15 protein-coding genes and 1 pseudogene are annotated in these 24,104 nt (G+C 41.5%); 2 read left to right on the forward strand and 14 right to left on the reverse strand.

Annotated features, from left to right (window positions below):
• Window positions 1-1,485 (reverse strand): TIGR02677 family protein, encoded by a 1,485-nt coding sequence (locus FHY60_RS09675; RefSeq protein ID WP_139904772.1) that lies wholly within the window; start codon window positions 1,483-1,485, stop codon window positions 1-3.
• A 783-nt stretch (window positions 1,486-2,268) separates the two neighbouring features.
• On the opposite strand from FHY60_RS09675, the gene FHY60_RS09680 reads away from it, so the two are divergent.
• Together FHY60_RS09680 and FHY60_RS09685 are read left to right on the forward strand one after the other, a co-directional pair.
• Window positions 2,269-4,950, forward strand: a complete 2,682-nt coding sequence (locus FHY60_RS09680; RefSeq protein ID WP_139904773.1) for a translation factor GTPase family protein — start codon at window positions 2,269-2,271, stop codon at window positions 4,948-4,950.
• Between the two features lie 66 nt (window positions 4,951-5,016).
• Window positions 5,017-5,130 carry a DUF2207 domain-containing protein gene (locus FHY60_RS09685; RefSeq protein ID WP_163215830.1) on the forward strand — a complete coding sequence of 38 codons (114 nt, stop codon included), beginning with the start codon at window positions 5,017-5,019 and terminating at the stop codon, window positions 5,128-5,130.
• Here the strand turns inward: FHY60_RS09685 and FHY60_RS18705 are convergent.
• From FHY60_RS18705 to FHY60_RS09750, 13 genes and pseudogenes are all read right to left on the reverse strand, one after another.
• Window positions 5,122-5,244: pseudogene (locus FHY60_RS18705) on the reverse strand (IS701 family transposase); the annotation flags it as partial. The gene FHY60_RS09685 and the pseudogene FHY60_RS18705 sit on opposite strands and share 9 nt — an antisense overlap.
• A gap of 133 nt (window positions 5,245-5,377) precedes the next feature.
• Window positions 5,378-6,937, reverse strand: coding sequence for a response regulator transcription factor (locus FHY60_RS09695; RefSeq protein ID WP_139904774.1), 1,560 nt, complete (start codon window positions 6,935-6,937; stop codon window positions 5,378-5,380).
• An 11-nt stretch (window positions 6,938-6,948) separates the two neighbouring features.
• Window positions 6,949-8,805: a sensor histidine kinase gene (locus tag FHY60_RS09700; RefSeq protein ID WP_163215831.1), complete on the reverse strand. Its 1,857-nt coding sequence runs from the start codon at window positions 8,803-8,805 to the stop codon at window positions 6,949-6,951.
• Window positions 8,806-8,834: 29 nt separating this feature from the next.
• On the reverse strand, window positions 8,835-10,448 hold the full coding sequence (locus FHY60_RS09705; RefSeq protein ID WP_139904776.1) for an extracellular solute-binding protein: 1,614 nt from the start codon (window positions 10,446-10,448) through the stop codon (window positions 8,835-8,837).
• Window positions 10,449-10,547: 99 nt separating this feature from the next.
• The gene (locus FHY60_RS09710) at window positions 10,548-11,567 is read right to left on the reverse strand and encodes a glycoside hydrolase family 5 protein (RefSeq protein ID WP_139904777.1); all 1,020 of its coding nucleotides are present in this window, start codon (window positions 11,565-11,567) and stop codon (window positions 10,548-10,550) included.
• A 42-nt stretch (window positions 11,568-11,609) separates the two neighbouring features.
• Window positions 11,610-12,542, reverse strand: coding sequence for a carbohydrate ABC transporter permease (locus FHY60_RS09715; RefSeq protein ID WP_139906426.1), 933 nt, complete (start codon window positions 12,540-12,542; stop codon window positions 11,610-11,612).
• A gap of 8 nt (window positions 12,543-12,550) precedes the next feature.
• Complete coding sequence (locus FHY60_RS09720; RefSeq protein WP_139904778.1) at window positions 12,551-13,420, reverse strand: carbohydrate ABC transporter permease; 870 nt, start codon at window positions 13,418-13,420, stop codon at window positions 12,551-12,553.
• A gap of 5 nt (window positions 13,421-13,425) precedes the next feature.
• Complete coding sequence (locus FHY60_RS09725; protein ID WP_139904779.1) at window positions 13,426-15,729, reverse strand: DUF5696 domain-containing protein; 2,304 nt, start codon at window positions 15,727-15,729, stop codon at window positions 13,426-13,428.
• Entirely contained in the window at window positions 15,716-17,773 is a 2,058-nt protein-coding gene (locus tag FHY60_RS09730; RefSeq protein WP_139904780.1) for a YIP1 family protein, read from the reverse strand. The genes FHY60_RS09725 and FHY60_RS09730 overlap by 14 nt, the downstream gene beginning before the upstream one ends.
• Before the next feature lie 27 nt (window positions 17,774-17,800).
• The gene (locus tag FHY60_RS09735; RefSeq protein WP_139904781.1) at window positions 17,801-18,676 is read right to left on the reverse strand and encodes a carbohydrate ABC transporter permease; all 876 of its coding nucleotides are present in this window, start codon (window positions 18,674-18,676) and stop codon (window positions 17,801-17,803) included.
• Window positions 18,677-18,687: 11 nt separating this feature from the next.
• Complete coding sequence (locus FHY60_RS09740) at window positions 18,688-19,584, reverse strand: carbohydrate ABC transporter permease (RefSeq protein ID WP_139904782.1); 897 nt, start codon at window positions 19,582-19,584, stop codon at window positions 18,688-18,690.
• Entirely contained in the window at window positions 19,581-22,490 is a 2,910-nt protein-coding gene (locus tag FHY60_RS09745) for an extracellular solute-binding protein (RefSeq protein WP_139904783.1), read from the reverse strand. The genes FHY60_RS09740 and FHY60_RS09745 overlap by 4 nt, the downstream gene beginning before the upstream one ends.
• 128 nt (window positions 22,491-22,618) lie before the next feature.
• Window positions 22,619-24,088, reverse strand: coding sequence for an ABC transporter substrate-binding protein (locus FHY60_RS09750; RefSeq protein WP_139904784.1), 1,470 nt, complete (start codon window positions 24,086-24,088; stop codon window positions 22,619-22,621).
• Window positions 24,089-24,104: the final 16 nt, after the last annotated feature.

A 24,104-nucleotide genomic window follows, 5' to 3' on the forward strand; every position in this document is an offset into this window, starting at 1 on the left:
TTAAACTTCCTTTCTAAAATCTATCCTGTAATGAGGCATGGTGAGAACTCCATCCTCACAGTAGAGCTTTATGGGTTCTCCATCCAGGAGCTCTACCTTGTATTCCATACCAAACTCTCCTTTGTTCCAGAGTCTTTTCTTACTTCTGCCTTTGGTAAGGAGTTTTAATATGAGTAATCTGTCCTTGGCAGGTAGATTTGGTAAGGTTCCAAGGTCAATTGAATCCTCTACCATGTACTTTCTAATTATTTCTTCCTCATTGTACCTTTTCTCCAGAAGCAGTTTAAGCTTTTCAGCTTTCTTCTCCCCCTTGTTTACTATAGGATTTTTTACAACTTTTTCTCTATAGGTTCTTACTCGCGGCTTTATGATTATGTTTTTTGGAGTTTCTTCGTAGATTGAACTGTTTATGCTCTCAGTGTCTCTGTGCTCTTCAGCAGTTACCTTTAGTACCGCAAAGCTTCCGAATACCATAGAAGACAGCATGTGAGCTTCCTTAATATCCTTGCACGCATTAAAGAGCTTAGCCAAGGTTCTATATTCTTCCTTCCTGTTTGCATTGTTATTCTTTTTATCTGCAATTTGGGCAGCGTACCGGGTTATTCTCCTGATTACTTCATTTGTGTTGTTTATGAGCTGGTCTACAAGGGCTTCCCGCCCATTAAAGCTCATAAACCACTCCTCCATGGAGTGAAACCTGCCAAGATTGAGCTCCTTGTACTCTCTCTCATCCATAATAAGGTCAAGGCTTTGTATTTTTTTCTCATAGTTGAAGGCCCTAGCCACAAGCTCTTCAATTTTATCCTTGGTAACTTCCTCAAAGATTTCTCTGATAGCAAAGGTGTTTATTTGAAGAACTCTTATAAACTCCCTTAAGTATTTTATAAAGCCTTCTTTGAACACTAAAAATTCTGTTGTTTTCATGAGCTCATCATTCCTTGGGGAATAAAATTTGGATATATAATCTTGATAGTTCCTGTTGAGCTCTTTAAAGCTTGAATTTAAATCCCTCCACCATTCAAAAACCTTTTTATCTTCTTCATCAGACATGCTCCCTGACTTCTCAAGTAGAGACCTGAAGCGTTCCACTAGCGAACCTTCCAAGGTGGCATTATTTTCAATTTGCATATTTTCCAGAGTTATGAGCATTCTTTCTATTTCTATAGTAACTGTAGAGAGCTGATACCTAAACTCTCTGTTTTTGAACTCTTCTATGGTGTTAACCTTAGCTGTATCCGCCATAGCGTTTAAATTCTTCCAATTTACTAAAGTATCCAGATCACTCTTTAAATTATCTATGGTATAGTCAGTAAAATCCTCATAACTTTTAAGAGCTGCATAAATATCTTCTTTATACAGCCAATACTTCATTTTTTCATAATGTCTATAGATGGTCCTTATAATTGTTCTGTATCTCCAGGTATTTTCAGTTGATAAATATTTACTTTCTTCAATGGTTTTCGTTATATTTCTATCTAATCTCATCTTTAACGCCCTTTGTACTTTCTTTAATTATCTATTTTAACCATGTTCTAATTATATCAAACATGAATTCGTAAAATAAACAGTTTTTTTTGATGATATACTGTAGGTAGGACAAAACGAAATTAATGGATATGAAAACTTCCTAAAAGCAAAAAAATTACACACAAGACCTGTGTGCAACTTTTCTAGATTTTATTATTTTCTTTTATACCACAGGATATAGTCAGTCATCCATTTAACTCACCCTTCGTTACATACATATTTCACCTTAGTATATTCTACAGTATAACCACATGAAGGTTACACTATAACTTAAGAGTTATTTTTTTGCTTTGGCAGGTTCCAACTTAGTATAAGGCACTAAATATTTTCCCTGTCGTACAAAGAAATTATATAAGAGACTGGTAATGCTAACAATTAAGGTTACCAGTAAATACTTTATTAGGTCATAGATTCCCTTGGTAATGATGTCTTTAAATAATTTCTTTATGTGGTGAAACATATAGTACCTCCGATATGATAGAGCTCCTACTATAGTTTATTCATATTCTTCTCAAAAAAGAATCACAGGGCTTGATAGAGAAGATGAATTTGTGGTATATTTAGCACCGGTTGGTAAAAAGCAGAAGTAGATATGTGGTCATCTTAGTCAATTGTATTAAGAAGTCATTGTTTTTTTTTTTTACAGTGGACAACAACTTCTTTTATTTCGTAAGTTATTTAATCTATGATTTTATGATAAAATCAATATATGAAAACAAAAGTGAAGGGCTTGAATAGATTATGAGAAAATTAGTCGTCGGAATCTTGGCACATGTAGATGCCGGAAAAACTACATTATCAGAAAGCATGCTGTATCTAAGCGGAAAGATTCGAAAGTTGGGAAGAGTGGATAACAAGGATGCCTATTTGGATACCTATGAATTGGAAAAGGCCAGAGGTATTACTATTTTTTCAAAGCAAGCTTTATTTGAAGCAGGAGACACTCAAATTATCCTGTTGGATACCCCAGGTCATGTGGATTTTTCAGCAGAGATGGAGAGAACTCTCCAAGTACTGGATTATGCTATTTTGGTGGTAAGCGGTGCCAATGGAGTTCAAGGCCATACCAGAACCTTGTGGCGCCTTCTATCTGTATATAAAATACCAACTTTTATTTTTGTTAATAAGATGGATCAGGAAGGAACAGATAAAGATACTTTGATAGAGGAGTTAAAAAAGCAGCTTAATGAGGGCTGTATAGATTTTACCGAGACGGATACGGAAGCTTTCTACGAGGAAGTAGCCCTGAGGGATGAAGCCATATTGGAAGTTTTTTTGGATAAGGGCAGTATTGAAACTTCTGAGATAACACATCTCATAAACCATCGTAAGGTCTTCCCCTGCTTCTTTGGTTCTGCTCTCAGACTGCAAGGGGTGGAAGAATTTATGCAGGGAATCATAAAGTATGCCCAGTCCCCTATATATCCTGAAGCCTTTGGGGCCAAAGTCTTTAAGATCAACAGGGACGACCAGGGCAACCGACTGACCTTTATGAAGATAACCGGTGGCAGACTAAAGGTTAAAACAGTATTGACCAACAAGCCCCAAGAGGGTGAAGGTCTTAATAAGGAAGACTTCTGGGAAGAAAAAGTAAATCAGATCCGCATATATTCCGGCCAAAAGTTTGAACCGGTGAACGAAGTAGAAGCCGGGGCCATCTGTGCCGTTACTGGACTTACGCGAACCTATCCCGGCGAAGGTTTGGGAATCGAGAAGGAGGCCTTTACCCCACTGCTGGAACCAGTCTTATCCTATAGAATTATACTGCCTGAGGGCTGCGACCCCAAGGTGATGCTGCCAAAGCTTAGACAGATTGAAGAGGAAGAGCCGGAGCTCCACATTGTTTGGGATGAGAATTTACAGGAAACTCAAGTACAGATCATGGGTGAAGTGCAGATTGAAATCCTGCAAAGCATTATAAAAGACCGGTTTAATGCAGAGGTTTCTTTTGACTCAGGCACTATCCTCTACAAGGAGACCATAGCTAACACAGTGGAAGGCGTGGGCCACTTTGAGCCCCTAAGGCATTATGCAGAGGTCCATCTCATATTGGAACCCGGGCCCAGGGGCAGCGGCCTGCAGTTTGCCAGCATTTGCAGTGAGGATGATCTAGACAAAAGCTGGCAGAGACTTATTCTCACCCACTTGCAGGAAAAGGCCCACAAGGGAGTCTTGACCGGCTCCATGATCACCGATATGAAGATAACCTTAGCGGCAGGACGGGCCCACAAAAAGCATACCGTGGGCGGTGACTTCAGGGAGGCCACCTACCGGGCTGTCCGTCAGGGCCTCAAGCAGGCCCAGTCAATTTTACTGGAGCCCTATTATGACTTTCAGCTGGAGCTGCCTGAAAAGATGGTGGGTAGGGCCATGACGGATATAGAAAAGCTTAACGGCACCTGTGAGCTAAAAGAAACCGTTAATGGCATGGCAATTCTAGCTGGAAGTGCTCCTGTTGTTACCATGAAGAACTATCAAAAGGAAGTGACAGCCTATACCAAGGGCCTGGGTAAGCTGTTCTGCAGCCTAAGGGGCTACGAACCCTGCCACAATGCGGAGGAAGTTATTGCAAGTATTGGCTATGATTCCGAGAGAGACCTTTTAAATCCTACGGGGTCAGTATTCTGTGCCCATGGTTCAGGCTTCCTGGTAAGCTGGGATGAAGTCCATAAGTATATGCATATAGAAAGCTGCCTGCAGGCTAAAAAAAATACTTCAGCCCAAAGGGAAGTAAAGCGGCCTTCCATAATTACGGAAGAGTCCATAGGCTTAGAAGAAATAGATAAGATAATCAACAGTACCTTTTATGCCAATCAGGGTAAAAAATCTGTTTGGAAAAAGAAAAGAAGTGCGGTAGAGGATTATTATAAGTCCTCAAGCAACTCAGCAGGTATCTATAAGGCAAAGGAACCCTATCTCCTTGTAGACGGCTATAATATAATCTTTGCCTGGGAAGACCTGAAGGAGCTGGTGGAGATCAATATCGATGCCGCCAGAACCAAAGTGCTGGACCTTTTGTGCAATTATCAAAGCATCGTAAGAAATAATATTATTGTAGTCTTCGACGCCTACCGTATCCAGGGCCACCCCACGGAGATCTTTGATTATAACAATATCCATGTGGTTTACACCAAGGAGGCGGAAACTGCAGACCAGTACATTGAAAAGTTTGTCCATAATAATCGGGTAAGCTTTGATATAACCGTGGCCACCTCAGACAGCCTGGAGCAGATAATCATCCGCAGCAAGGGCGCTTCTCTTATGTCTGCCCGGGAGCTGCGGGAAGAAATAGAGCGGGCAGCAAAAAAACTGATGGAGGACTACAGAAACAGTCAGATAAAGGAACGAAATAGTCTGTCAGATAATTTTACTGAAGCTGAATTGCAGAAGTTTAGAAATATATTAAAGGAAGATAAGAATTAGCTCTTCTTATCTTCCTTTTTTACATATTGTAAGTTCAATTGTCCCCTGTCACCTCTTAAGGAAACTGTGACCATTAAGGAAAACGGTGATGTGCATGCAGAGGAGGAACTTACCTACTACTTCGACGGCGATTATAGAGGAGTTTATAGGACCCTATCCAAAACTGGTACCACACCTTAGTATTACAGTAACCATCTGTTGACCATACACAGTCTTACCTTTTAAGCGTGAGTTATGAAATCCACACTTTTCTGTAGGACATTTCGCCTTTGACGAGGGCACAGTCTTTTCAGATGACAGGGATAAATGCTGCCGTCAGTGTCAACAAATAGCGAGTGTCCCGCACTGCAACTACCATGTAGGGTGCCACGCACCTCACAAGTCACATTCATATTAAAATGTGACTTGTGAGGTGCGTGGCACCCAATCATCTTCCCCCGCCCTTATATTCACTGGGGGCAAAGCCGAAATATTTTTTGAAGGCCCGCGTGAAGTGCTTGGGGTTGTTGTAGCCAATCTTTTCTGCAACCTCCTGCACTCTGTTCACCGGGTCACTGAGCATTTCCAGGGCCTTTTCCATCCTTACCTTTAAGAAATAATCGGAAAAGTTCATGCCAACTTCATCTTTGAAGATTTTACTGAAGTGGTTATAGCTTAAGGAGACCATATTGGAAACCACTGCCATGTTTATGTCCTTGTGATAATTCTCCAGCACATACTTCTTGACCACTTCTGACACAGACTTATCTGTACCTTTTCCCATAAGCATGGATATTGCCTCAAAGGCCAAGCCTTTTAGGTATATTCTTAGATCATTGAGTTGGTGAAAACTTGAGAATTCTCTTATATCTTCGTATAGGTATCCGTCACTGTTATCTTTTAGGGCATCGCCAATGCTTCTTACCGTTTTCTTGTATAATCTTTCTACGCTCTTTATTTTACTCTTTTGTACATTTTCTCTGCTAAACAACGTATCTACCAGATTGCTGAAGGCTGTTGAATTATGACTGCTTATGATTTCTCTTATTATGTTAGTTTCAGCTATGAGATTTTCATCCATATCTTTTTTATCTTTTATGTCCGAGTACTTAATAACTGTACTAAAATCATAGATAAGCTTATAGGCCAGGGCTTCTAAGGCCTGCTTATAGCAGAGAGTTAAACCGATGATTTCAGTAGCCGGATCACTTATTGCTATAAAACATGAAAGTTGCATATTTTCTTCCAAGGCCTTCAAGAGAATTGAAAGATACTTATAAAGCAGTGGTGGTTTAACATTGGCTCCGTAGTTAAAAAGAAGCACCACATTATTGTTTAAATCATAGAAAAACATAACCCTGAAGTGCTTTCTGTCTAATCCCTCTATGTCTATGCCCTTTAAGGCTTCCTTCACAAGTTCTATATTTCTATTTTCCTTGTTGTTATAAAAGGCTAAAAGACCTATGCTGAAATTTTCATAGATGGGGTCTATTCTTAATTCACCGAACAAACCCTCTATATCTTTTCCCTGTAAATTGTCACTATTAAAGATTTTATTCAATCTATTTTCAAGTACCGCTTCTACAAATTTATATCTTTCATTTTCATTTTGCTGCTTAGCTCTATTCTCTTCATTGATATTATTGATTACCTTTTCAAATACAGCCTTTATTTCTTCAATTTCACCTGGCTTCAGCAGGTAATCAAAGGCCCCCAGCTTAAAGGCTTCCTTGACATAGGCAAAATCATCATATCCGCTTAGGACTATAAATTTTATATTTCGCTTTAAGGCTGAAATACTTTTAATTAATTCTAAACCGGTGATTTCCGGCATGGTGATGTCCGTGAGGATGATGTTGATATCAGAGCTCATAACAATTTCCTCAGCCCTTAAGGGATTGGAGGTAAAATGTATTTCTCCGATACCCTGTATGCCGCTTCTCTCTATCATGGATTTCAAGCCTCTGCAGATAAGTTCTTCATCATCTACAATTAATACCTTGCACAAATTTTTCACCTTCAATCCTGAATAAATGGAATATTGATCATAAGTTTGGTATATTCCCCTTCAACACTTTCAAGCTTTATGAAATACTGTTCCCCGTAAAACAGTTTTATTCTTCCATTTATGTTTTCCAAGCCAATACTCTTGTCCGTATCAAGTTTCTTCCCCAGGGGCTTAGAACTCCTAAAGTATTGGTTAAGCTGCTCCAGTTTCTCCTTTGAAATACCTACTCCGTTATCTATGACCTGTATGTGTATAGAGGCGGAACTCCTGAAGAAATTTAATTTTATTGAAAGTTCCCGCTTTCCCCTGCCAAATCCGTGGCTGATGGAATTTTCTACAATGGGCTGGAGGATAAACCTTATGAGCTTTACATTTTTAAGTTCTACCGGAAGGTCCACTTCAAATTTAATCCTATCCCCATGCCTTACCTTTTGCAGCTGTATATACTTCTCAACATAATCTACCTCTTCTTGGATGGTTGCGTATTGAGAGTCTCGATTCATGTTGTATCTTAAGAGCTTCCCAAAGCTTGCTATAGAATCAGCCATCTCAAAGTCCCCTTCCATTTCCAGCTTCATTCTGAAAATGTCTATGGTATTATAAATGAAGTGGGGGTTTATTTGATATTGAAGGGCAGCAAGCTGGGCGTCCTTATGAGCGGTTTCCCTTTTAATTGAATCATTTATTAAAGTATTGATTTTTTCTATGAGTATGTTAAAGCTATGGGCCATCTGGCCAACCTCATCACTGTGGGCCGCGGGGATTCGTATATTGAAGTTTCCACCGGCCACCAAGCTCATGACCCTAACTATCTGGTTTAGCCTTGAGAATATTTTTTTCAGGGCAAAATAGGTGAAGACCTCTAAAAGAAATACCCCTATGACAACAGCCAAGATAGTATAGCCGCTGGTAAGGGCAGAGCTATTAATCAGGTTTCCTATGGCAGTCCGGTTTATAATTTTTATGTTCAGCTCAGGTATTAAATCATAGCTGTACAGGGTGTTTTTGTAATAGGAATAGCCACCGCTTCCCATAAAGCTTTCCGCATTGAGCTTCAAATATTCCTGTACTTCATCCTGGTTCTCTACAGATGGGTATATAATATCATTTACATCATTTACGACGTACATTTCACTGTCTTCACCCGCCACATTCATCAGCGAAAAAAAGTCACTGGGAAGTATATCTATGGTCACCATCCCCAGGTAGGTCCCGTCAATTCCTCGGATTTTTTTCACCATTTTCAGAACACTGCTATTTTGATGATAAGTCATTCTACTTTTATCGGCAATGCCACTATTATCACCGCTACTTAAGGTATTGACGGTAGACTTTACCCTTAAGCTGGGTGCAGGATAAATCCACATTTGCTCATTGGAATTGTTTTTAAATTCTATGAACCATTCTTCTTCCTTTATTCTCTCTTCTTTTATGAAATTTTTGTACTCCGGTATGGTTTCATTGACAAAAAATACTCCTATTTGATCAATGTCTGCTTCATTGAAGTTTAAGGCATACTCAATGGGGGCTGCCACAGAGTCTATAAAGTAATTCAAGGCCTCCGGGGTAAAATCCATGCCGTAATAAAACAGGTTTTGAATTTTCTTATTGTAGGCTATGTTATTTGCTATACCTACAATAATGGACATCTTTCTGTCTAAGTCTCCGTTGAGCTGTTGAAGATTCTTTCCCACTGTTAGGGCAGTCTCTCGCTTTATGCTTTCCATGGACTGCGAAAAGGTATAAGAACCTATGACAATTGTTGGAATAAGAATTGCCACAGTATTTGCAATCATAAGCTTGTATAGCAAGCTTAAATCTGCAAACCAATAATAGACTTTTAGGCCAAGAGCTTTTATACGCTTCATAACTTCACCTGCTTTACAGTCTAAACTCATTACCTGGGAAAGCTAAATTCCTTGCCAAATTTCAACTTATGAGCCTGAAATACTGCATTGGAGGCCTCATAAACCCTTTGGTAGCCTATGTTATCAATGTAGCTTATAGTTTCTTTATATATTTTTTCTACAGACTCTGCAGAATCTGCCAGTACCATACTTCTGATCTGCTTTGTCCAATACTCCTCTATCTTTTGCTTTATACCGGCTTCAGGGCTCCCTTGTTTAGGCTCTACCCCCATAGTTTCCGGTGTATTTACCGCATATTGGGAGAAGTAGTCCACCAGCTTCATATAATTTTTATCAGCCTCTGGCAGACTGTCCTTATCCACATGCTTTTTATAGTAAACAGGCTGCACTAAGGGCCAAAATTCCGTGATGCCGTAGATCGTTTTTGCCATCTCCGGGTCTTCTTTTTTCATAGTTAAATATTCTTTTGTGTAGCGGAACTTATCCCCTATTTGCTCATAGGTTTCCCCTTCAACCCCAAACCAGGACAGTCTCTGCCCTTCCTCGCTGGCTAAAAAGGTAAGGAGCTTAATGGCCTGTTCTGCATTCTTGCTGTTACGGGTTATATAGGTTGTCATCCATCCTGTGCCGGCCTGATCATAAACAGGTTCAGCCCCATCCAGGGCATGGATTGGTCCAACGGCCACATAAACCGCATCATTATCTAAATTATATACCTTGCCAAGGGGAGCTTCTAAAGAGGCTAAGTCACCAAGATAAGCAAAGGCTACCCCTTCTTGAACTTTTTCTCCCGGCCAGATGGTAAAGTTGTCCTCCTGAAGCAGGCCTTCCCGCCACAACCTGTTTAAAAACTGGTACATCTCCAAGTACTTTGGATGCCTTTTGAAATCAATCCAGTCTCCATTTTCAGTTTCCCAAGGGATTCCCCACATCCTTGACATATTCCAGTCATTCCACTGTAGGTAAAAAGGATAGACCTTCTTGCCGTTAAAGGTCAAATTGGCCTCCTTTACCTTTTTCAAAGCCTCAACTGTCCCGTCCTGGGTCTCAAAGTCCTCCGGCTTTATTCCCAGCTTATCCATGATATCTTTTCTGGCAATAATTCCATTGGCGTTTTCTATCCGTTCTCCTTCATCCAGCCATTCCGGTGCGGTAAAATGGTTTGTGATACCGTACCAGTTTCCGTTTTCCCTGTTATTCCAGATCTTCATAATATCCGGTACTATGTTTAGGAGTTCAGGGGAATATTTCTCAGCCAGCTCATTTAAGGGGTAGAAATATCCTGCGTCAATCATCTGCTCCCTTACCCCGCTCCAGTTACTTATAGTTATAATATCCGGCAGGTCACCGGAGGCTGCCATGGCAATTAACTTTTCGTCGCTATCACTGGGGGGGATTATCAGATTTACTTCCACTCCGGTTTTCTCAGTCACAACTTTATCTAAAAGAGTTACCTCTGAATTCCACTTCTTATTATACCAGGAGGCCTGTATGTACCAGTTTACCTTAGTGAGACTCTTAACCTCAGTTGTTTCTTTTGAATCTGTGTTTTTATCACTTATGGTTGGGCTGCAAGCTGCAACAGAGGCGGTGCTTAGGATTGCGATTAATATGAGGCCTGTTATGGACTTGAATTTGCTCATGGTAATCCCCCTTAATAAATTAAATACAAATCAAAGATTTTTCCCGGCGGTGCCGGAAAAAACCTCCTTAATTGTCTAATATCTGTTGGTCCTTGTCAATTATTTTACTTTCGCGGATATCCAACCTTTTTCGACACTCCTCCTAAAATCCCAGTTTGCCATGGCTTCGTTCTCCAGCTTATAGGACCAGAAGAACCACCCCTCTGCGGTTTCATAGGCTAGAAGTTGTGCCGCCCCATAGGCCCTGTTGGCTGCATCCAGCTGGAGTTCATTCATGCCTTCCAGGGTTTTTACAGGGTGGATTCCCAAGGACCATTCACCAACAATTATTTTGAAATACTGAGACATCTCTTTAATCTCTTCTGCCCTGCCCCCTGCGGCCAACTTAAGGTGGTCAGCCATGCTCAGCCTGGTGTGCTCATCGGCAAAGCACTGATACATATGGGTGTCCAGTATTACATTTTTGTATTTGTCCTCCCTCATGAAGTTTTTCCACTCTTTCAGTCTAAAGCCGTCGTGAAATACTATGGCTATGCTTTCGTCCAGATGCTTACGGCAGACTTCATAGCCTCTTAAATAGTAGTCTTGAAGTATGTCCATGGGAACATCCCATCGAGGCTCATTTAGCATTTGCAAGCCCCACAAGGCAGGGTAATTCTTATATCTTTCAGCTACCCTCTCCAGTACCTCAAGGGTTCTGTCCACATACTCCTTCTTTGTGTGCCATTCACATACTCCAAGAATACCTCCGTTGTCAAAGCCGTTTTGACAGCCCGGCGCTGTGTGCAGGTCTATGAGGACCTTAAGTCCAGTTTCCCTGGCCCAGTCCATTGCCCTGTCAAGGTATTCCACGCAGCCGTAATAGGGCCTTACATCTCCAAATATCCAGTGTGGAATAGGTATTCTGACCGTATTAATACCTACTGATGCTATCCATTTAAAGTCCTGCTTGGTAATAAAGGTATCCCTATGGACCTTAAGTCTTTCAAGAGCCTTATCTCCAAGCTCCAGGCAGTAGGAAGTCTCATCTTCCGCCTCTAAGCCTTCAAACAGTGCAGGTTTCATCCATTTTTCCAACACCAGCCAGTTTCCTATATTAACTCCTCTAACCTTTGCCATAAATATCTCTCCTTAATTTTACTTTAATTTGTCCATGATTGTCTATTCTCCTGTAATACCTGACTTGTCTGCACTTTCCACGAATTGCTTTTGTAAGAACAGGTACATAAAGATTAATGGAGCAATAGTAATCAGGGTTCCTGCCATACGGATGCTTTCATTGAGCTTATTCACAGTGCTGCCATCCGTTGTGGGATAAAGCTTGGTATATGAATCCACGAAGGACTGCAGCTTCATGGGCAGGGTCTGTATGACCTTACCAAAAAATAAGCCTGAAAGGTAGGTTTCATTCCAATACCAAACAAAGGAGAAGAGGAAGGTCACCACTATAGCCGGTATGGACATTGGCAGGGCAATTTTAAGGAAAATTGTTAACTGACTTGCCCCATCTATTTCAGCGGCCTCATCCAGCACTATTGGATAGGACCGGAAGAACTGATAAAAAATTAGGACGAAGATACTTCCCTTTATTCCCTGTCCCAATATGGCCGGCACTACAGAAGGCAGAGCCGTATTGATCATCTTATAGGCATCAAAAAGCATATACCTAGGCACCATGGTCACTTGTACAGGTATTATAAAGGTAGCCACTAAAAGCAGTAGACAAAGCTTTTTCAGTGGAAATTCAAATCTTGCAAAGCCATATCCTATAAGAGCACAAGAGGTGGTCTGGAGCAGGGCCGGTATTCCCGCCATCAAAATGGAAGTTATGAGGGCCTTATTGGCCTCCAGGACCCTGTAGGCTATCTTAAAATTGCCAAAATATAATTCAGTGGGTACCCATCTCACCGTTGGATTCACCAGATCTGTTGAATTCATCATGCTGTTAACCACCATGAAGAGTAAGGGGTACAGATATACAAAGCCAATACCAATAAGAAGTGCTATAACTATTATCTTTTTGGTCAAACCGTCGGTTTTACCTGAGCCAAGAAAGATCTTCTTAAACTTGGCTGCAGTTATTTTCTTTGACATAACTTTCATCATTTCCACCTCTCCTTCTTCTGCTTATCTCTCAATATTAGAAATACTAAACCAAGCAATAAGAATTCTACCATAAAGTATATCCATGACATTGCTGCGGATTGACTGTATACATTGCCCATCTCAAACATTTTTGAGGTTATGGCAGTATTGATTTTGTTGGTTGGGAAGGCTGCCATCTCCACGATGGTATAGATGGCATTTATCAAGGCCAAGGGTTTCAGGAAGGGTAGCACTATCTTCCAGAACACCTGCCAGGAAGAAGCTCCATCAATGCTGGCGGCTTCATAGATAGATGTATCTATCTTTTGAAGCCCAGCCAGGAAAATGATGATTTGAACTCCTGAGAACCAAAGGATTAAAACCAGATTATCAAATATATACAGGACCGGTGATCCTACTGCTCTAGGCAGGGTCATGAAAAATCTATATATAGTATAGTTGCTCGGATCTACAATTTGAGCTGCCTGGTTGGTCATTAACTCCGTCATTACGGGTCCGCTGATTATGATAACCGGCAGAAAGAAGATGGCCCTAAAGAAAGCCCTTCCTTTAAACTTACCGTTGAGCAAGATAGCCACAATCAGCGAGGCTACAACAATCATTGGAGTAGACAAGACCACAAAGACTATGCTTTCTATGAGTATCTGAGAGAAATTTACGTCCTTGGTGAAAATGTCAATATAGTTACTCAATCCAACCCAGGTAGTCTGTATTCCTGTAGGAGAAATTTTCACGCTGCTTAAACTTAAGTATACGGAGTAAAAGAAAGGAAAGGCAGTTAGCAGAAGAAAGCCGATAATCCAAGGTAGTATAAAGCTGTAGCCCAGTACAGCCTTCCTCCTCTTGATGGTCATTTTACTCTTCATTATTATCACTCTCCTCCTATAACTGTATAATCCTGGGCCTTAACTATAATTCCGTCCACCTTATAATCACTTCCTGTATAGTTAACCACTATGGATACCTTGTTGTCGTAGTCTACCTTCACAACTCCGGCACTGAGCACTGTCCTATTCTCAATGGTTTTTCCTTCAACTGCTGTGAGTGCCTTATTTATATAGGCATAGGCCTCTGCTATATTATCCTTCCAGTCTTCATAACTGGTGGAGTACAGTTCAGACATAGTGGTGTACTTTAACTCGGTGTTACTTTTTCCTGTCAACAGGTAAGCCGGATAGGCTCCGTATTCAATGAGCTTAAGCAGGTCAGCCTTGGAATAAAAGCTCATGTTGATATAGGGACCATAGTAATCAACACTGCCCTTTAAAACAATCTGTAAAAATGGGACCGTATCATTTTCAAATAGGTACTGGCTGTTGACCATGGGTATATCAAAGATTTTATCGGTGTACTTCCATAGATACTGATTGGGTTTATATAGGGCCAAGGTCTCAACACTGGCAGAGACCTTTTCTGCAGCTGCTTCAAATAGGTCTCTGGCCTTCAGTCTTGTAGTAACATTGTTCTGCTGGTTTTCCGCATAGAGTTTTGAACCAAATTCATTGATGGCCATGGCCTTCATATTGTTTTCCCTGTATTTTTCCGCTTTTTCTTCAACATACTCTGCCACTATTTTGGATTCCACAAAATATGTTTCCTTAAACCAAAGATCGTTATTGTCTCTCTCCAGCTTTATGAGAGCTTGGGACAGGGAGTTGCCACCTTCACTTCTCAAATCTATCTGATTTTTATTTGCTGTCACCGGGTTTTCATAGAAATACAGGTTACCACCTGTGGATTTGATATAATCCGCCAGCTTCATATAGGCTGCCTTACCACCAAGCTTGGACTCAAAATTGAAGGCTGAAGGCTTGCTGCCCCCTACTCCCCCCTTTTGCCAGCCCTGTACAACCACTGTACTGTTAACAATACCACTTGCAGCAAGTTCATCAATTATGGCCTTGGTCTCATCCGGTGTAGTGATTTTTAATAGGCTGTTAAATAAAAAGCCCTTTTCTATATCCGCTGCTATGATGTCCACCTGCAGGGGAATTTGATCTTCTTTTTCTTCACTGCCTGGGAGGAGTTCTGCCTGTTTCAGAGATTCTCTATAAAACTTGGCCATACCTACATAGTCTGCAGCTTCCCCATTTAGAAAATTGTAGGTTATTGCCGCATCAAAGCTGTTTCTGACTTCCTGCATTATCTGCACACCGGACCCGCTTCTGCTGGTGGGCTGCAGGTACTTTTGCCTATAGGTAAACTTTGCCGTAACCCAGTTATAGTTGGTTAGCATGCCGCTTGGAGTAGCCATTATGGATGCGTACTCCGCTCCCTCATTAATGGTTGCAAACAGGGCATTTTGCTTCACTCCATGAACTACTCCGAACACAGGCATTAACACCGTGGGCTCCTCTGTGGCAAAATCATTGGGCCTGCTGGACTTTAGGTCATTGACCTCCACCAGTTTATCTATGCCATAGTCTTTGCCATAAACCCTCTTATCAAAATTCACCAGGTACTGTGAGGGTTTACTAAACCTTATAAGGGCACCGGGACCGTCGGGAACAAACATGTAGCCATCTATCTCGTCTGCCACAGTGGACCCTAAAAAGGGTACAAAGTACACGTTTCCAATGTAATTGTCTTTTTCTTCTTTTATTGTATCGTCCTCAAGTCTGAAGGTAAGCTTTCCATCCTTTAGTTCCATGGTAAAATCAAAGGATATACCAAGATCTTTGTAAGTTACTGAATAGGTCAGCACATTGTCTTTCACAGCATAGTTTTTATCTACCTGGGCATCTGCTATACTCAACCTTTTCTCTATACCTTTCTTATCAAAGTAGTCTATAGATACTAGGGAATTACCTACCCCGGACCAGGTAGTATTCATATTCTCAGGCTTGTCAGATGTCAGTCCGCCCCATATATAACCGGTGGCCTTATCCACTATTCTGATGGAAGCGTTTTTATCCCGGTGCCAAACTTCCACCTTTTCATCCTCCAGGATTTTAACAAAGCCCTCCAGATTTAGTCTGTTCTGAACCCTGGTATACTTCTCCGGTTTGGAATACCTGTTAGAGTTTGCATTCATCAGGGCAGCCCGGCTTGGAAGGTCTGTCACTGCAGAACCTTTGTTTAGGCTTTTTGCAAAACTCAGGGTAGATCCCACTGTTAAGGCTGCTGCAACCACTGCGGTAATACCTATTGTGATCTTTCTTTTACTTTCTAGCATTGTAAGCCACCTCCCTTAAAACTGAATAAACAAACTCCATTAACTGATCCCACAGCATGTATACTATTGAGAAGCATATTATACCCACCAGTATTAAGAACAGGGATAGGATTATGCTCTTGATAACTTCACCCACTTCATAGTTATGGATTTCCTTTAAACCTAGGAAGAGGATTACCCCGCACCATACCCAAATAATAAGGGAAGCAAGTTCTATTATGAAGGCTTCGTTCAGGGTCAGCACATAGGTCAGGGCAATTACAAAGGGCATTAAGATTATAAAAGGTGCCAAGGAGTAGGCTGTTGCAGTATATACATCCTTGAATCTGCCTTCCCCGTCATTGATGGAACTTACCATGTAGTTAGCCCCCGCCCAAAGGGCTACGGGCAGGAGGGATATGGAGATGATATAAAAATATGATATATTTCTTGCATCCACATAATTAAATATGAAGCTTCGCCCTATATAGTTGATCGTGAAAATGATGAAGGCCCCTGCATAGATGATGGTTGCAGCCAGGGTAGACCCCTGCCTATCCTTTCTTATTTCATACATACAGTCAATTGGATGTCTAAGCACCCGCTTTAGATAAAGCAAGTCTCTTACCAGCCTGTTTTCCTTAAGTTTTGCCTTCAGCCCCCTTATAGGATTGAAGATTCCTTTTTTTGAATCTATCTTTTTCAGTACCTTAGAGATAAGAGCTGCCAGTACCAGCAAAATCAACATAACTGCTATATTGTCTTGCAGCCATTCATTTCTTATTTCCCAATAGCTTTCAGAGTAGTCTTCCCGGTTTTGAGCCAACCTGAAATTCTCTGCTGCTTGTTTATAGTCATTTTCTTGGAAGTAGGCCTTACCCAAGCCATCATAAGCTATCTTGGATGTGCCGCTAAGCTGCAGGATTTGCTGCCACAGGTCCTTACTTTCCAGGTACTTGCCGATTTCAAAAAGGCTGATGGCCTCGTGGATCATCTCTGCAAACACCGTAGGATAAAAAACTTGCACCACATTACGTTCCTTATCAAGCACATAGATATAGTTATCTTTGTCCACAGCAATGCCTGCTCCTACGGTAAAAAGTCCATTTCTTTCTGTAGATATGGCCCTTCCTCCAAAGGAAAAGATCAAGTTGCCTTCAGAATCATATTCGTATATAAGGCCTGTTTCCGTTAGGGCGTAAATCTGCCCATAGGTTCCCACTGTTATGTCCACGAAGTTTTCTTCATCAATCATCACATGGTTACTGGCCAAAATGTCAGAGCCCGAAACATTGTGTTTCTTTATTGCATGGCCTCTTTCGCCCTGGGTAATTGTATAGGTCATTCCCTTTTTATCTATTGCTAAATTGTAAAAGCTCTTAGGTATGCGGTTAAAAAGTTTGGCCTTTTGGGCCTCTGTAAACACCAGGTCCTGAATGGCTTCTATTAGCGACTTACTGGTGTTGTTGGCCCCGAAATAGCCCAGAAACTCTCCCTCTTTGCTGAACTGTATGATGCCGTCATAGGTTCCTTCACTGACGATATAAATATTTCCCTTCTTGTCACTTAAGGCCTTCTTAGGCTTGAAGTTTGTGGTCTTCCCGAAGATAGGCGTATCCGGCCTACCATAGGTTTTTAACACTGCTCCCACTGGGGAGAACTTTACAACCTGTTCTAAATCATAATCCGCTGCGATTATATTATCTTCCTCATCTACATATACACCGGTGGGAGAACTTAAGGTATCTTCTCCTATAAAGGTGACCTCATCGGTGTCTAAATCCTTTATGGTTATACGGCCGTTGCCTGTATCTGCCACATAGATTCGTCCATCCTTAACAAATATATCCTCAGGCTTTTTTAGGTCTATATCTCTAAATAATATTTCCCCGTTTAGGTATGCATCCTGTGTTCGAACCCATTTAAGATCTTCCGAAATGGTATAGGTATAGGCAGGAGCATTCTCTGCACGTACGGACTGGGTTGAGAATCCTAGGGCCAGTAAAATTCCTAAAGCAGCGGCTATGGTGGACTTTGTTGCTCTTTTTACCAATGTCTTTATCATATAATTAAACCTCCTCTGCCAACTGCACTATTTGATGCCTGAATGGACCATGGTATTCATAACCCTTGATTGCAGTACAATAAAGATTACCAGGTTCGGTAAAAACATTATCAAGGATGCCGCTGCTGCCATGCCCTGACCGGCCACAGTGTTACCTGTGGTAGAAGTTAAGGTGGTCAAATAGAAAGCAAAATTTTTCAAGGCCTCATCGTTAATAAAAAGTGTGGAGGCCTCGGTGCTGTTCCAAACCGCCTGGAAGGCCAAGATTGCCACCGTAGAAAGGGCCGGTTTGATCAGGGGCATTATGATTTTAAGCAGTATATAGTAGTCTGACGCCCCATCAATCTGTGCTGCTTCCACCAGTGAGGTGGGGATTTGGTCTATAAACTGCTTAACCAAGAACAAGCCCACCGGCATGGCCAATATCGGAAGTATATGGGCAATAAAGCTATCAATAATACCAAGCCTTACCACAACCAAATATCTTGGTATTGTCACCGCAATGGGGACAAACATCAGGGCCAGGGTATTTATGCTGAAAAGCAGCTTCTTGCCTTTGAAATTCTTTTTCGATAGTACATAACCTGCTGCCGCCGCTACAAATATGGATAAGATCACCACTATAGCGGTTGATATTATACTGTTAAAAAGGTATCTGGAAGCCGGCACGTTTGAGTTGCTGGCAGTATTGAACAATCTTATAAAGTTATCGAAGGTTGGACGTCTTGTGATGAATCTGGGAGGATATAAAAACAACTCGTCCATTGGCTTAAAGGCGTTAAAGAATATATAAAGTATGGGTAAACTCATAAAAGTCAAAATAGGTAGCAGTATTATATAAAATTTAATCTGACTTTTATGAAATTTTTTTGGGTTTATACCAGTTCCGCTAAAACCAGACATGTTTCCACCTCCTACTCATCGGCAAAGAGCTTATTAGAAACCTTTGAAGCTCCCCATATCATCAAAAGTAATATTACGGATACTGCCGCTGCATATCCCATTTCATATCTTATAAAACCATAGTCCTCTATGTGGTTTACTATAACCTGTCCTGCATAGTCCGGTGTAGGGTTTGACCCTGAAAGGGCAACGCCGATGCCACCGGTACTGAAGGTGTTTACTATGGCCATTACAGCTCCAAAAAGCATCTGTGGTCTCATAGATGGTATAGTAACGTATATGATCTCCTGAAACCTATTTTTAACGCCATCTATATAAGCGGCTTCGTAAAGCTCCTGGTTCACATTGAGCACACCGGACAGCATTGATAAAAAGCCTACTCCCATGCTGCTCCACAGGGCAACGACTATCATTATGGTCATAAGGTAGTCCGGAGATTGGAGCCACTGTACCGGCTCGTTGATCACCCCTGCATTTATCAAAAGATTGTTTAGATAACCAAGCTGGTCTCCACTGAAGATTACTCCCCAAACAGTTGTCATTATGACCCCGGAGGTCATAGAGGGGGAGTAAATTATTATGGCAAAGATGGTCCTTGGAATCTTTGTGAGCTGAGCTAGGATCCAGGCCAATATAAAGGACAAGATATAGCCTAAGGGTCCTACTATCAGTGAAAATTTAAGGGTATTGGGCAGTACCTTCTGCATAAACACCGAATCCTGAGTCAACAGTCTTATATAGTTCCTCAAGCCCGTAAATGTGGGAAATTCTATGGTGTTAAAGTATGTGAAGGATAGGCCTATGGCTGCAGCTACCGGTACTACGATGAATGTAAAAAACAGTATGGCATAGGGACCTAAAAGGACCCAATGGGACTGCTTGTTTATTATTTCTTTCAGCTTTTTCATTTACTCTCCCTCACCATCCTTCTAATGTCTTCTACCGTAGGTATCTTGTATTCCTTGATTACTTTTCCTTCTTTTATATAGCCAAATTCCTCCAACTTCAGTTTGATTTCACGGTTAATTACCACTGCGGCCCTGTCGATGGTGGTTCTTAAGTTGTCACCCTCCATCACTATATTGGTCCATGCATTGCTGATTTCTCTTTCTGCCATATAGCTTGCCGGGTGGGGTGAAACTTCCTTAATATATTTCCACTGTTCCAAGATGACTTCCTTATCCTTCTCCGGCAGTGGCAGTTCCTCAAAGGCTGCCATATTGGCCGTGTTCCACATATATTCCGGTCCAAACTTTGTTTGTAGGGCATAGGCATATTTTACTTGTACATCTTTTGATAGCCACCACTTTAGAAACTCCCAGCCCTGGTCTTTTTTATCACTGTTCTCAAAGATTAGGGCTGCTCTGTCACTGCCAACCTGGAACCTTTGAATGTTGCCCTCCTCATCCTCTACCCCGGGAGACAGGGCTATGCCCCACTGGCCTGCAATCTCCGGAGCGGCATTCATCAGGGTTACATAGGTACCAAAGTTGGAAACCCCAATAGGCATAGTGCCATATCTGAAGTTGTTATAAAAGTTCGGTGCATTCTCTGCCAGGCTGTATACATTGAACAGTTCTGTCATCAGTTCAAAGCCCTTAATGGTTTCCTCTGTGTTTATTGCTGTAGTTAGCCCATCTTCACTGTAGATGCTTCCCCCATTTTGGAAGAGGAAGGGGGATGTTGTGTAGAAGGGTTTTAAGCCAGTCCAGGCTGCCATGGGCACAAAGAAGTTCATGGAATGCCTTTGGAGCTGGGGCATTATATTTTTAACGTCTTCCCAAGTGTTTGGCACTTCTAAATTAAATTTATCTAAAATATCCTTTCTGTACATCAGTACATAAAAGTCCTGGGTTTCCGTAACTCCATAGATCTTATCCCCTTCCGTGAAAGGAATGAGGGTTTCCAGGTTATATTCCTTGCTCATATAGGGTAGAAAGTCTTTAAATTGGGTCAAGTCCGCTGCAGCACCTCTTATTGCAAGCTGATAGGGTATATAGTTACTTATGCCTAAGGCCACGTCCGGATTGGTCTGTGATGCATTGGAAAGGGTCAGTTTTTGCTCATTGGGCATAACGGAGAACTTGACCCTAATTCCGGTTTTTATGGTGAAATCCGCATCCGCCATCTGCTGGAGGAGCTCAACGTACTGAATGGGGCGGTTCACCCAGATGTTCAGTTCATCCTCTTCCTTTGCAACGCCACCATAGCCCTTGTTTTTATCTGAGAAGGATGCTATGAATCGCTTTGAATGCTCTAACAGGTTTCTAACCAGCCCGGCACTGGCCGCTGGCAGCTTTTCATCACCAATTATATAGATCCTGTCTAAGCTTAGGGGTTGTTGCCTCAAGGCTAAGTTTAAATCTGCTATAAGCTGGGCCACAGACCCGGTGCCCTCGCTCAATTTATTTAACTGGCTTGGTATCTTCTTTGGTTCACTTGCTATGTCCCTAAGATTCTTGGCCGAAACCTTCAGGTTTACCGCATAGCTTGGTTCCTCACCGCCTATTTTTTCAAGCTTTTCATAAAGTTCTTCCAATTGTCCTGCCCATCCTTCAAGTCTTTGGACTATATCAGGCATATATTGTTCCACATCCCAGGTTCTGTTGGTATCCTCTTTTCCTCCGGTGAGCCTTTTGATATCGATGCCAGCGTCGTTGATACCTGTCATTATGGTTTCTAATTCTTCAACTATCGGTTGAAGGAGTTCTCCCTCTACTTCCATGGCCAGGCTGTGTAGGCCCTTGTTCAGCCACAACTTGAGCGCCCGGCCGCTCTTATCTGCAAGCACAGTATTTTCATAGTTTAGACCGGTATATTTGAAGGGGTAGCTTTTCATCTCCTCAAAGAGAACCTTGCCGTCAAGTTCAATATTTCTAAAGGCCACCATGCCTTCCTTGGTATTAAGGCCATAGGTAAAGCCTATGGAATAAAGCCCTGCTTCCTCCACCTCAAACTGCCACATAAGCTTTTGGCCTGCAGTGTTCCAGGAAGTTCCTTCTATGACATTGAGCCGCTTCTCTATGGTGCTGTAGGGATGGAGGACCGGATTTTGAATGCTTGCAGGTCTTATAAAAGAATCTGACTTAGCTATATAGTTTTCAGCTTCTACCGCCAGTAACCCTCTGCCTGCAGGCTTTCCGGATAGGGTGCCGGCATACTCGGTATAGGTTGGCAACTTATCTTCCTCAACAACATAAACAGCCTTTAATGTTATAGGCTGAGTATTATTTTTAACTGTAAACTTGTGTTCACCTTCGCTAAGTTCAAGAGATAAAGGATTCTTATTAAGGCTGGCATGATCCTTTGCATATTCGAGATGCATACCACTAACCATTATTTGCTCCGGAATTATATCATTTCCATACCTGTCTTTCTCGTAGTCCTTACTGCTGTCTCTCCAAAGAGATGGAAGTGAAATCAAGGCTTCATTCCCCTCCCAGTTTAAGGAAAAGGTATTCTTCAGCACCTTATCTGATTCAACGGTATATTCCAAAAGTAGATTGTACTTGCCTGCATGGGGTACCTTGGCTGTGAAATCCACTGTATCATCCACTGACAGAAGGAATCCGCTGCCCTGCTTTTCTCCTGCCCCGCCTGCCACTGTAAACCTATCAGCCTCAATTTTATCAGCAACTTTAGCCCATTCCACCACTGACCAGTACTTTACTATGCTTTGTTCATCTGATTCTCTTAAATCCGCTGCCACTGCATTATCTGTCAGAACTGCAGAATTCCCAGAAACAACAATAGTGCCTGTTAAAATTATTACTGCCAGTATTAATAAAATTCCTTTCTTCCTCATTCTAAACATATCCTTTCAACCCAAATGGCTGCTAAAGTTCTGCTTCTTTGGGGTTCTCTGAATTTTTAGGTATAATTTTAAGTATAGATAAGGAATGCTATGATGCATTCCTTATCCTTACTTCTGTTAATCTCTAACTATTTAAGTTCTTTTACTGCATTTTCAAACTTGATTATTGATTCTTGAATGGCTTCATTTGCCTTTTGTTCTAATTCAGCAGCTATGGCTGAAGCTTCAACCTTGCCTTCTCTTACTGAATCAGATTGAGGTCTTATGATTTCATCTACAACCTTGGAGAAATCAGGAACAATCTTATATAAGTCGCCTCTGGAGGACTTGTCCATGTTGTCATACATAAACTTAACGCCTTCAGGAACTATGTCCATCTCTTTGAAAACCTTAACTACTTCTTCAGCACTGGTTGCAGGAATAAAGAATTCAGGTGTTGGGTTTCCATCAGCATCCACCTTGTTCTTTTCAATGTCAAGTCTTACTAGGGTTCCTTGGGTTCCGTAAGTTATCCACTTTAAGAATTCAAAAGCTGCTTCCGGTGATTGAGCAGTAGACATCATGAAACCGTGGTCTGCATGAATTATTTCTTTGTAACCAACAGCTGGATCAATTGGGATTGGATAGAAGTCATACTTGTATGGCATAGTCTTTATCCAACCGATATCCCATGTACCATGGAATCCGAAGGCCACCTTAGATTCTCTAAGTGCATCTGCGTCCTTACCGAACTTCTTCATGTAATCATCTTCCTTGCCTTCATCCCTAAGGGCTTGATTTTTCAAGTCATCAGAAACCAGGCCGGGAACCGCTTTAAGTTCCTTATGAGTTGTTATAGCCTTAACCCAGCTTCCGTCTGTAAAGTTAAACTTACCTGCCTCAAGATCAAAGCCTCTTTGTGAAAGATTCTTACTGTACATAACTGTCAGTGCTTCATCAAAATCCCAAAGGTGATTGATACCTGATATCTTATCTGTGGTTGCCTTTGTTGCGTATTCTTTAAATTCATCTATTGTCCACTCATAGGATGGTTTGTCCAAATTCAGCTGCTCAATTAAGTCAAGATTAACTAAGATGGAGCTAAACTGAAATTTCTGTGGTACTGCATAAGTCTTACCATTGAACTTATAGCCTTCCATTATTTTTGACTCTACATATTTGATGTCCGGATCCTTGGCCAAGAATTCATCCAGCGGCATAACCCAGCCCTGTGATATAGGGTAGTTTATGTTGGACCAGCCAAACACTACGTCTGGTAAGCTGTTGGAAGCTGCTTGTGTTGTCAGATAATCATTTAACTCTCCGTCAAAGCCGGTGATGTTTACGGTTACGTTCGGGTACACCTTATTAAATTCTTCAGCAATTTTTGTATAGGTTTCCACCCCCCAGTTGTAAACTGCAAAATTTACTGTGCCTGTAACCTTAGCAGGGTCTACCGCAGTTGTGTCCGGAGCTGTTGAATCCGGTGTTGAATCCCCTGGTGTAGTTACTTCCGGTGTGTTTTCATTTTTTGGTGTTTCCTTATTACCGCATCCACCGAATATGGTCGCACTTAAAGTTAATGAAAGTGCTACTGCAATTTTAGCAAACTTTTTCATAATGATTCCTCCCCTT

Source organism: Clostridium thermarum, assembly GCF_006351925.1.
Classification (GTDB): Bacteria; Bacillota; Clostridia; order Clostridiales; family Clostridiaceae; genus Clostridium_AU; species Clostridium_AU thermarum.

Coding starts and splice junctions, on each gene's coding strand:
- FHY60_RS09675 (WP_139904772.1), bottom strand. CDS start 1,485: ATGAGATTAGATAGAAATATAACGAAAACCATTGAAGAAAGTAAATAT.
- FHY60_RS09680 (WP_139904773.1), top strand. CDS start 2,269: ATGAGAAAATTAGTCGTCGGAATCTTGGCACATGTAGATGCCGGAAAA.
- FHY60_RS09700 (WP_163215831.1), bottom strand. CDS start 8,805: ATGAAGCGTATAAAAGCTCTTGGCCTAAAAGTCTATTATTGGTTTGCA.
- FHY60_RS09705 (WP_139904776.1), bottom strand. CDS start 10,448: ATGAGCAAATTCAAGTCCATAACAGGCCTCATATTAATCGCAATCCTA.
- FHY60_RS09710 (WP_139904777.1), bottom strand. CDS start 11,567: ATGGCAAAGGTTAGAGGAGTTAATATAGGAAACTGGCTGGTGTTGGAA.
- FHY60_RS09715 (WP_139906426.1), bottom strand. CDS start 12,542: ATGTCAAAGAAAATAACTGCAGCCAAGTTTAAGAAGATCTTTCTTGGC.
- FHY60_RS09720 (WP_139904778.1), bottom strand. CDS start 13,420: ATGAAGAGTAAAATGACCATCAAGAGGAGGAAGGCTGTACTGGGCTAC.
- FHY60_RS09725 (WP_139904779.1), bottom strand. CDS start 15,729: ATGCTAGAAAGTAAAAGAAAGATCACAATAGGTATTACCGCAGTGGTT.
- FHY60_RS09730 (WP_139904780.1), bottom strand. CDS start 17,773: ATGATAAAGACATTGGTAAAAAGAGCAACAAAGTCCACCATAGCCGCT.
- FHY60_RS09735 (WP_139904781.1), bottom strand. CDS start 18,676: ATGTCTGGTTTTAGCGGAACTGGTATAAACCCAAAAAAATTTCATAAA.
- FHY60_RS09740 (WP_139904782.1), bottom strand. CDS start 19,584: ATGAAAAAGCTGAAAGAAATAATAAACAAGCAGTCCCATTGGGTCCTT.
- FHY60_RS09745 (WP_139904783.1), bottom strand. CDS start 22,490: ATGTTTAGAATGAGGAAGAAAGGAATTTTATTAATACTGGCAGTAATA.
- FHY60_RS09750 (WP_139904784.1), bottom strand. CDS start 24,088: ATGAAAAAGTTTGCTAAAATTGCAGTAGCACTTTCATTAACTTTAAGT.